A 9,896-nucleotide genomic window follows, 5' to 3' on the forward strand; every position below is an offset into this window, starting at 1 on the left:
GTCACTTTCCTCAACTAATGAACCATCTGCAGCATCAACTGCTGCTTCATCAATTAAACTATCTATGTCGTCTAAATCAAAGTTGTCGTTTTCTTCTAGAAGTTCATTTTCGTCGAGTAACTCTGCATCAATTGAGTCATCTACCACATCACTTTTTGGTTCATTCGCTTCATCAATTAAGTTATCTATATCATCTAAATCAAAGTCGTCGCTTGAATCAAGTTCATCTAAAGTGTTATCTGAGGTATCTAATTCTGTTGATGTTTGATCTAATAATTCATCTATATCAAAATTATCATCATCTGCAAGCTCCTCACTTAAAGCCGCCATTTCATCATGAGACTCTAAGCTATCATCTTCTAAAGCTTCGCTTGTTTGCGGTGCATCAAACTCAGGTAGACTATCGTCTTCATCAAACAAGCTATCTAAATCGTCATTAGTTAGAATTTCATCATTGTTTATTGAGTCATCAGATAAGTCTAAATCTATATCTTCAGCGTTTTCATCTGAAGGTTGATCAAACCCTTGCTGCATAAAAATATCAAGTTCATCATTGTCATCGGTATTTTCATCATCAAAAACAATGTCATCACTTAGTAGGCTTTCGAGCTCATCCTGATCGAGTAAATTTTCACCACCTGAAAAATCATCTAGGCCGTCATCTAAATCATCATCAGGCAACATATCATTTTCGAGATTATCATCAAGTTGAACACTCAAGTCATCTAAAGGATCGGGTACAATTGGATCGTCATTTAAACTTGGATCTAAATCATCATCGCCAGTATAAGTTGGGGTTTGTGGTAAAAAGTCATCATCGTTTTGTGGCTCTTCTTGATTACTTGCTCGTTTGCGTAAAAACATAACAATTGCAAAAACAATCAGTAGCCCAGGAATAAACATTAATAAACCCAGCACTATAGGATTTGAAAATAATGAGCTTAAATCAAACGATTCTTTTGGTATTACCTCTTGTTTTTTTTGTTGTGCAATAATCTCGTTTTGTTTAACAATTAGTTCTTTTAACTGATTTTGAATTTCGCTGTCTTGTCCTAACTGTAAGCGTAAGTTTTCGAGTTCGTTTGAAATACCTGATAATTGTTTTTTAAGATTATTATTTTCAACTAAAATTTCTTCTACATTGCTTACAGAATTTTTAAACTGTTGTTGTAACTCAACCAGCTTAGTACCTTGCTCTGTTTTTATTTCATTTAATTCTTTCTGTATCTCTTTTTTGGCATCGTCTACGTCGACTTTACGAGCTTGAGTTACTTTTGTTTGCGCTGAGGTAATTTCGCTTTGCGTAAGTGTGCCATTTTTTTTCTTTTCCCATAATGCATCATCTTGCTCAGAACGTTGCTTTGCAAGCTGTGTATTTACACTTTTTATTTCGGCTAAAGTTGGGATTTTTAAATAGGCACCATTTTGAATATGGTTAAGATTTTGTTCTAAAAATGAGTTGGGGTTTTTGTTATACAAGGCCTGCATAACTTGATAAATGCTGACGGAGTTATCTGGGCGCACTTTAGCCGCTATACGCCAAAGTGTATCAGTTGGTTTAATTGGCCCAATAGATCGCCCTTGCGCACCATAGTCAACGCCTTTAGGCCCCTTTAATTGGGTACTGTCTTGAGAGTAAACTGGCGTTACTATCAATGCAGACGCTAATATAATAAGTGTAACTAAACCGCGCATGCTGATCCTTTAATATTTAAATATTAACAAAACACTTAAAGCTTAAGTGCATAAATATTGTTGATTATTGCTGTTATCAGCCAAATGACTGACTCGCATTTATTATTACAATCTATTTTTATTGCAAGCTCTATTCCAATTACAAACTATAAACCAGTTAGGGCTTAATATCCATCGCAACACCTTGAAAATAAATGCCTTAAAACATCTTTATAAATATTAATTTATTGAGTGTTATCAATCAGTTTTTATACTTTTAGAATTAAACGGCAAAAAATTGACAAGCTCTATAAACAAAAAGCGGCAAACAAATAATGTTTACCGCTTCTCAAGTGTGTTCAACGCTATTGACTATTACATGTAATTAGCAATAAGCTCTTCTGCAATTTGAATACTGTTAGTTGCAGCACCTTTACGAGTGTTATCACTTACAACCCACATGTTTAATCCATGAGGATGAGAAATATCAGCACGTAATCGGCCTATATAAACAGTATCGTTACCACTAGCGTCAGACACTGCTGTAGGGTAATCACCTTCATCATCAATTAGCTCAACACCAGGCGCGTCTTTTAAAAGTTGCTTAACGTGTTCAAAGTCATAAGGCATGCGCGTTTCAATATTAATTGATTCTGAGTGACCAAAAAATACGGGAACACGTACACATGTAGGATTTACTGCAATGGTGGTATCACCCAAAATTTTATGAGTTTCATTTACCATTTTCATTTCTTCACGCGTGTAGCCATTATCTTCAAAGCTATCAATTTGAGGAATAACGTTAAATGCAATTTGCTTTGGAAATACTTTATTGTCCATAGGGCGTGCATTCATCAAATTAGCTGTTTGCTTTGCAAGTTCATCAACCGCTTCTTTACCTGCACCCGATACAGCTTGGTAAGTAGATACGTTGATACGGTCTATTCCATAAGCATCATAAATTGGTTTAAGTGCTAGCATCATCTGAATAGTTGAACAGTTAGGGTTAGCAATAATATTACGGTTTCTAAAATCAGCTAGACTTGAAGCATTAACTTCTGGCACCACTAGCGGGATTTCAAAATCATTTCTAAAGTGCGATGTATTATCAATTACAATACAGCCGGCATCAGCAGCAATAGGAGCATATTTTTCAGATACACTACCACCAGCAGAAAACAAACCTATATGCGCTTGGCTAAAGTCAAAGCCTTCAACGTCAAGTACTTCAATGGTCTCACCACGAAACTTTATGTCTTCACCTGCGCTGCGGCTGCTCGCAAGTAAAAAAAGCTGATCGACAGGAAACTTACGATCTGCTAGCGTTTCAATGATTTGACGGCCTACTAAACCAGTAGCGCCAAGTACGGCAACGTTATATTTTTGCGACATATTTCTTCCTCTATAAACGACATTAAAACAACATCGTTAGTTAAATAATTATTTAGCTATGCTAAAGCCAAGTTGACTAAGTGCTGCTAGTTGTGGGCTATCACCTTGTAGGAATAAGGTGCTAAATTCTCGCCTTACCGGATAGTTTTTACGTAAACTATCAAAGCCCTCACCTTCTAAATGACGAAGTAAAATTCCGTCATCGCGGCGTACGTCATAAATTAAATGCACCAAACGGGCAATATCTTGCTCATTAAGGCTTTGCGTGACAGTTGCATTTGTAATAGCAGGCATTGGTAAAAAATCATCCAACGATTTACTCACCTCTATACCTTTTAGGTCACACAATTTTTGATACAACATTTGTGTACCTCGTGCTTTCCCCTCAAGTGTATGCCCTGCGATATGCACACTGGCATAACGCACATGCTCTAGTAATTCAGTTAGAATATTGGGCTCTTTTTCCCATACATCAAGTACTAAATCTAAATCAGCCCCAGCTTCCATTACCTCAAGCAAAGCTTGATTATCAATTACATCGCCTCGGCTTGCGTTAATTAGCGTGAGTCCTGGCTTAAGTGCTTTTAATCGCTCTTTATTCATCATGTGCAGCGTTTTGTGCTCGCCACTTATAACAAGTGGAACATGAAAAGTAACAACATCTGATTGCGCTAATAACTCATCAAGCGCTACATGCTCTTGTAGTAAGCCCTTTTCGTGCTTAATTGGATCGCACAGCAGTACGTCGACATTTAATGCTTTTAATTTTTGCGACAAACACGTGCCAATGTTACCCATACCAACAATACCAATTGTTTGACCACATAATGGGCGCGCATTTTCTTGGCTTAATGCAAATAAACTACTAATTACATATTCAGCTACAGCAACGGCATTACAACCAGGTGCACTGGTAAAAGCAATATTTCTATCATGTAGTAATTGCGTATCAATATGGTCAATGCCAATTGTGGCAGTCCCCACAAAGCGCAGCTTGTTAGCTTGTGCCAATAGTTCATGATTAACATTAGTCACTGAACGAGTAAGGAGTACATCTACATTTATTAATTGTTCAGGCGTTAATTTACGACCATCAAAACGCTCAACCTCACCAAAGTCTGCAAAGTACTGCTCAACTAAAGGCATATTTTGATCGGCAAGAATTTTCATCACTGAGTCCGTTTGGCAATTAAGTGGCGCCATTGTAACGAACAACCAAGCCTTTACACAAACTAAAAAGGCGCATTTAAGCTGATACAAATACTTAAAAGTGGTTATGTTGATTGTTTTAAATCAGCAATTTAAATTAGGGATTTAAATTATGCGGATAATAATTTTACTATTGAATATATAAAGGCCGAATCACAGCATGATTCGGCCTTTATTATGAAAAATAAACTTCAATTACATTGAATTTTATTTACTTGATTTTAGTTTATAGCTCAAAATCTTTTTTGAATTTTAAACCAAATTCGCTGCGGTCATTACTACGCATTACACCAACAAAACCTGATTGTTGTAGACGACCAACATCGTAAACTTCGTTTAGAACGTTTTCACCATACAGTGTAACTTCCATATCGCCATATGGATTAGTGTACGAAATATTAAAACCAACTAATTCACGAGAATCAATAGTCTCACTTTGGTTGTAAACTGATTGACCTTGCATTTCACTGCGATACGAATAATTAGCATTAAACGCAAGTGTTGCGCCACTCTCTAAATCCATAAAGTAAGAAGGTGCAACCATGACAGTCCAGCGTGGTGTAAGTGCTGGTGAATCGCCTTTACCTATGCCTTGTACGCCCTCAGCAACTTCTGTTATTTCAGAATCTAAATAACCAACTGCACTACGAATAGTAAAGTCATCGGTAATAGCAACGGTTGTTTCAAGTTCAATACCTTGCGCTTTAGATTGACCCGCATTTTCTACAATTGTTACAAAGCCACCACCCGCTGTTGGATCTGAAAACGGTAATGCTAAATCGGTGTAATCAGTCACAAATACCGCAAGCATCATAGATACATTTTCGTGTACTTGGCCTTTTAAACCCATTTCGTAGTTAACCGCTTTTGTTTCGTCAAACGATACAAATTGATCTGGTCCACCAAATGGACGCGGTGGAAAACCACCTGTTTGATAACCTTTTTGAACCTGGCCATACACATTCATATTATTGCTAAGCTGATAAGATGCATTTACATCCCACGTAACTGCATCAAAATCCGCACTTACATACTTACGAGTTGGAAATGATGGGAATATAGCATTTGCATCTTTCTTATCTTTTGAATAACGAAGGCCACCACCAACCGTTAAATCGTCAGTTAAATCGTAGCTGGCATTTATATATGCTGCATACGAATTAGTTTCTTGGTTAATTTCAAATTCACCGTAACCACCAAATGATTCTGTTACACCATCATTCAACAAGCCATTAGGTGTATTAAATGGGCTAAATACAAACGGGCCTGAACGTGTAAAGCCATCTTCATTAAAAAAGTAAAGACCAGATACAAAGTCCATATTATCGAATGTTGCATTTAGCTGAACTTCAAAAGAGTATTGATCAGCACCGCCCTCCTCTGGGAACTCAGACAAGTTTAAAGGTGATGCATCATCATCTAGGCCACCTTCATACTCAGATGTACGGTAACTTGAGATAAACTTAGTAGTATAAGTATCGTTAATTGCCCAATCGGCTGAAAACGAAGTGCCCCAACCTGAGTAAGAGGTAGATTCAATACCCGCAACGGTTGTACCTAAATCATCAGGGTCTGATGGAATTAAATCTTGAGTCAATAATGGGAAATCTCCATTAAACACATCGCTTGCATCTAGCGGATCAGTTAATTCAATTGTATAGGGCGATTGGCCAGATTCGTTATCGACACCATCTAAAGAAAAAGTAAATGCTAAGTCGGTATTTGCTTGCCATTTAAGTGCAACACGGCCGCTAAACTCCTCTTCTTCACCAATTTCTTTTTCTGGGTTTGCTAAATTAACTGCCTCGCCCACGCCATCACGTGTTTTGTACGATGCACTTGCAGACATACTTACATCATCTGTTAGTGAATTATTAAAATAAACATCACCCGCAATACGTCCACGACTCCCCAGCTTTGCTGTAGTAGTTACAATACCTTCATCACCAGGTTGTTTGGTAATTACATTTACAGCGCCACCTAAGGTATTACGACCATATAATGTACCTTGTGGGCCACGAAGCACTTCAACACGCTCAACATTAGGTAATGATAAGTTAGAACCCATTTGACGACCTAAGTACACACCATCAAGATACACACCCACACCCGGATCGGTAGTTATTATATGATCTTGCAAACCTATACCGCGGATAAATACAGACGCATGCGCAGAATTACCCACGCCATAGCGGGTAATATTTAAATTTGGAACATATTTACCAATATCTTCTAAGTTACTCATATTGGCTTTATCAATTAGATTAGCGCCAATTGACGTGATAGCGGTTGGAGATTCAAACAGGCTCTCTGTACGTTTACGAGCTGTGACTTCTATCTTTTCGAATGCGTCTTGTTTAGCTGTTGTTTTAGCTTCTTCGCTGTTTACAGAGGTAGTGAGTGAAGCAAGAATTGCTAAGCTTAACTGTGAGAGGTTACGTAATTTCAAAATATTCTCCAAAGGATACCGGATGATTTAGTTATGCATTTATACTTAAGAGTATAAAATTCAGGCATAAAAAAAGATGCTTAATAGCACCTTTCCTCTGGACGGGTATTATATGACAGAATTGTGAAGAAATGTATAAATTATTTGAATGAATGTATAAAGAATAAAAGTGATTTAGACATTGTTAGTTTTTGGTGGATTATCACAAATAAAGAACATTAATATCAACCTCACTAAAAAGCTGTTTTAAAACAAAAAATCGCATAAATACAATTTTAAAAAACACATAAAATGTACTATACACATGCACTTTAGTGTATAAAAAAAGAGCTAAAACACATTCTCCTATCATTGAAATTAACTAAAAATAAGAATATAGTACTAAAATGTAATCTATGGATAGAATATTATGAATATTGTAAATACAGTAGATAAAAGCCCAAAATGCTTCACCAACTCAAATTACACCTCACTTTTTTGTGTTGCAGCTGACTTCAACGTCCTACTCGTTAATTATCAAGCTTTAAACGTCATTACCAATTATGAACTTATAAATCAGTTTATGCTAAAAAACGGTCATCAAGGACTCGTTATTTTTGACGTACCCAAAGACGGAGATGTACTCGCATTAAAAGAATGGCCTAATTTAAAAGGGTTGTTTTATGAAGGTACTGACGAGGTACTATTTCAGCAAGGGTTAGAAGCTATAGAGCAAGGAAAACTTTGGTTTCCACGTGCTGTAACTGACGGTTGGATGAGACAAATGCTAGCGAGTGAACAGCAAACCACACTGCAATCCAACAATTTAACATGTAAAGAAATGAAAGTATTGAACTTATTATTTTCTGGCTTACATTCAAGTGCAATTGCCGACACTTTATTTATAAGTGAAGCTACTGTTCGCGTGCACTTACACAAGGTTTATCAAAAGATTGCTGTGAAGAACAAGCAACAAGCATTACTTTGGTGTCAAAAAAACTTAAATAGAATTAATAGTTAAGCGGGCTTATTTGAAATCTTATTGTATCTGAATATTCACCGGCAGCTTGCCTTTCAAAATCATTTAGTTGAATTTTTAAAGGTAATAAATAAACGGTCTGCCCTGAATATGAGAATTTATGTTGTGATACGTTATTTAGTTCAAGCCAACTTCCTGCCAGATCTAGACTGTAATTAATTGCATATTTATCTCTATAGAGACTATGTATTAATCTACCATTATTATCTGAACTTACAGATAATTGAATATCTGAATTAGTAACAACTTGTAAGCTAGGTAACATAGTGTATTCCTTACCCGGAATTAACTCTCCCAAATTAATAGTATTTGAAAATGTATTATACCCAAGTACAGAAAGACTTGTTCTAGGCGCAATATTTTCTTGAATGCTATATTCTCGTTCATCTAACAACTTGCTCCCCTGGTCGTATAATTTCATTTGAAGTCTATCTGTATAAACACCAGCTTTAATAGGCGTTCCTGATGGTATTAGTAAAGACAATATCGTCGAAGAATTAGTAAAGCTCAACTTTAAAGTTGATATGCTTACTAACTGACTCGGTATACTTTGCATTTGGTACGGAACACTTTGAAATTGCCCTTTTAACTGAGCTTGGTTCTCACTTGTAATCAAGAGCTGTAATTGACAATTCTCATCATTAATAACGCTTATACGTAGCTCTTTCTTAGAGTCTACTTGCTGTAAGGCATGGTAGCTTTCAAAATCATCATAAATATGTTCAATCTTATCGAACCTAGCAGCACATTGCGCATGAATTAAAGGCGTAAAAATAAATAGTGCTAAACCACCCAATAATAAACTTACTTTTTTATTGTACATAAATAGCTCCTTTGCGCTGTAATTGCTCACCTTCAGATACTTCAATCGTAAAATGTGACTTTTCTGCATTATTAAGTGTAATTTCATAATTACAGGCGGTTAAACCTGTTAATGCAAATCGTCCTTTTTTATTCGTAAAAAATGTATGCTCTTTCTTACTACTATTATCTAAACAAATAGCTGCTCCAACCTGTAACGATAGTGGTTTTTTTTGTTGGTCGTACAACGTTGCAATGACTGATATGTTAGCAGCAGTCCCTATTGTAATTGCATGGCCCGTTCGATAAGGTGAATAAAGAGTAATAATACCAGAACCTATATCATACCCTGGCGCTAAGTTGTCAATATCGACTGCAACGTTGGTCGAGGCGTATGAACTTATATCGTTTAATAAAATAGTCTCGAAGTCTTCATTATCTGCTCTATATACATCTTCATATTGCCCCAATATAACTTTTTTTCCTTTAAGGCTAGAGTGAGGTTTTATTAAAGCGAAGCTATCGTATATTGGTTTCCCAACAGCCCAACTCTTATCTGCAAATGCTATACTTGACGCCAAGCTTAATCGGCTCTGATGGTAAGCTGAGTCCTCATTAAATTGCTCATAAAAACTCCCATGATCAAAGTTCATAACAAAACGATTCGCGTTGTATTGAGTATTTAAATCAAAAATAGCTTCATTTAGATCATTTTTTTCAAGCCCAGCTCTTATGTTCAAAGCTCCAACATAGCGCTGATTACTATCTTGAGAGAATTCTAAACGTGTTTTGTCACGCCTAGATTGATGAGATAATTTAGCCCGTCGAGTATTAGAAAACTTATAAGTGACAGACAACCTTACATCCCATTGACTTTCTCCAGCGAGACCCTCCCACTGCCCACCTAAACTATATCTCCATTGGCTATTATCGATCTCACCAGAAAGACTAACCCCCATTGATTTATCAAATTGAGCTTCATCATATGACCTTGATAAGCTTGTAAAAAAAGATGTTTGCGTATTATCTCCCCAAAAAAAACTATAATTAGCCTGAATATAATGCTCTCTTAAGCGAGAACTAGATTGAGAATCAGGCCGATAACCAAGGCCAGTAAAATATCTTGATGAGTATTCATAACCCACCGTAATATCAGTGTTATTATCACTATGATTTCTATAGTTACTATAAACAATGCGATAGGCATGGCCTGTTTTTTCATTGAAACTTATCGCATTTTCAAACGCAATCTGTCCAATTTTAGCTGCATAAATATTTTTAAAACCAACCTGCTGAGAATACTCATCACCTTGCACTGCCGCACCAGCTGTCCAGCTAGGTGTAATACCATAA

At 36.4% G+C, this 9,896-nt stretch carries 6 protein-coding genes and 1 pseudogene; 1 reads left to right on the plus strand and 6 read right to left on the minus strand.

Annotated features, from left to right (window positions below; all coding sequences use genetic code 11):
• From L656_RS0100025 to L656_RS0100040, 4 genes are all read right to left on the minus strand, one after another.
• The coding region (locus L656_RS0100025) for a FimV/HubP family polar landmark protein (RefSeq protein ID WP_024597697.1) at positions 1–1,695 on the minus strand (1,695 nt) is incomplete at its 3' end.
• A gap of 354 nt (positions 1,696–2,049) precedes the next feature.
• Positions 2,050–3,066, minus strand: a complete 1,017-nt coding sequence (locus L656_RS0100030; RefSeq protein WP_007586655.1) for an aspartate-semialdehyde dehydrogenase — start codon at positions 3,064–3,066, stop codon at positions 2,050–2,052.
• A 48-nt stretch (positions 3,067–3,114) separates the two neighbouring features.
• Positions 3,115–4,236, minus strand: coding sequence for a 4-phosphoerythronate dehydrogenase (locus tag L656_RS0100035; protein WP_024597698.1), 1,122 nt, complete (start codon positions 4,234–4,236; stop codon positions 3,115–3,117).
• 265 nt (positions 4,237–4,501) lie between these two features.
• Positions 4,502–6,724, minus strand: a complete 2,223-nt coding sequence (locus L656_RS0100040; RefSeq protein ID WP_024597699.1) for a TonB-dependent receptor — start codon at positions 6,722–6,724, stop codon at positions 4,502–4,504.
• A gap of 409 nt (positions 6,725–7,133) precedes the next feature.
• Here L656_RS0100040 and L656_RS0100045 point away from each other — a divergent pair, with 409 nt between their 5' ends.
• Entirely contained in the window at positions 7,134–7,724 is a 591-nt protein-coding gene (locus L656_RS0100045; protein ID WP_024597700.1) for a LuxR C-terminal-related transcriptional regulator, read from the plus strand.
• On the opposite strand, the gene L656_RS0100050 is transcribed toward L656_RS0100045, so the two are convergent.
• Both L656_RS0100050 and L656_RS0100055 read right to left on the minus strand, forming a co-directional pair.
• Positions 7,714–8,565: a hypothetical protein gene (locus L656_RS0100050; RefSeq protein WP_024597701.1), complete on the minus strand. Its 852-nt coding sequence runs from the start codon at positions 8,563–8,565 to the stop codon at positions 7,714–7,716. The genes L656_RS0100045 and L656_RS0100050 overlap by 11 nt on opposite strands.
• Positions 8,555–9,896 (minus strand): annotated as a pseudogene (locus L656_RS0100055) (fimbria/pilus outer membrane usher protein); the annotation flags it as partial. The pseudogene L656_RS0100055 and the gene L656_RS0100050, both read right to left, overlap by 11 nt.

The organism is Pseudoalteromonas sp. TAE56, from assembly GCF_000497955.1.
Lineage (GTDB): Bacteria > Pseudomonadota > Gammaproteobacteria > Enterobacterales > Alteromonadaceae > Pseudoalteromonas.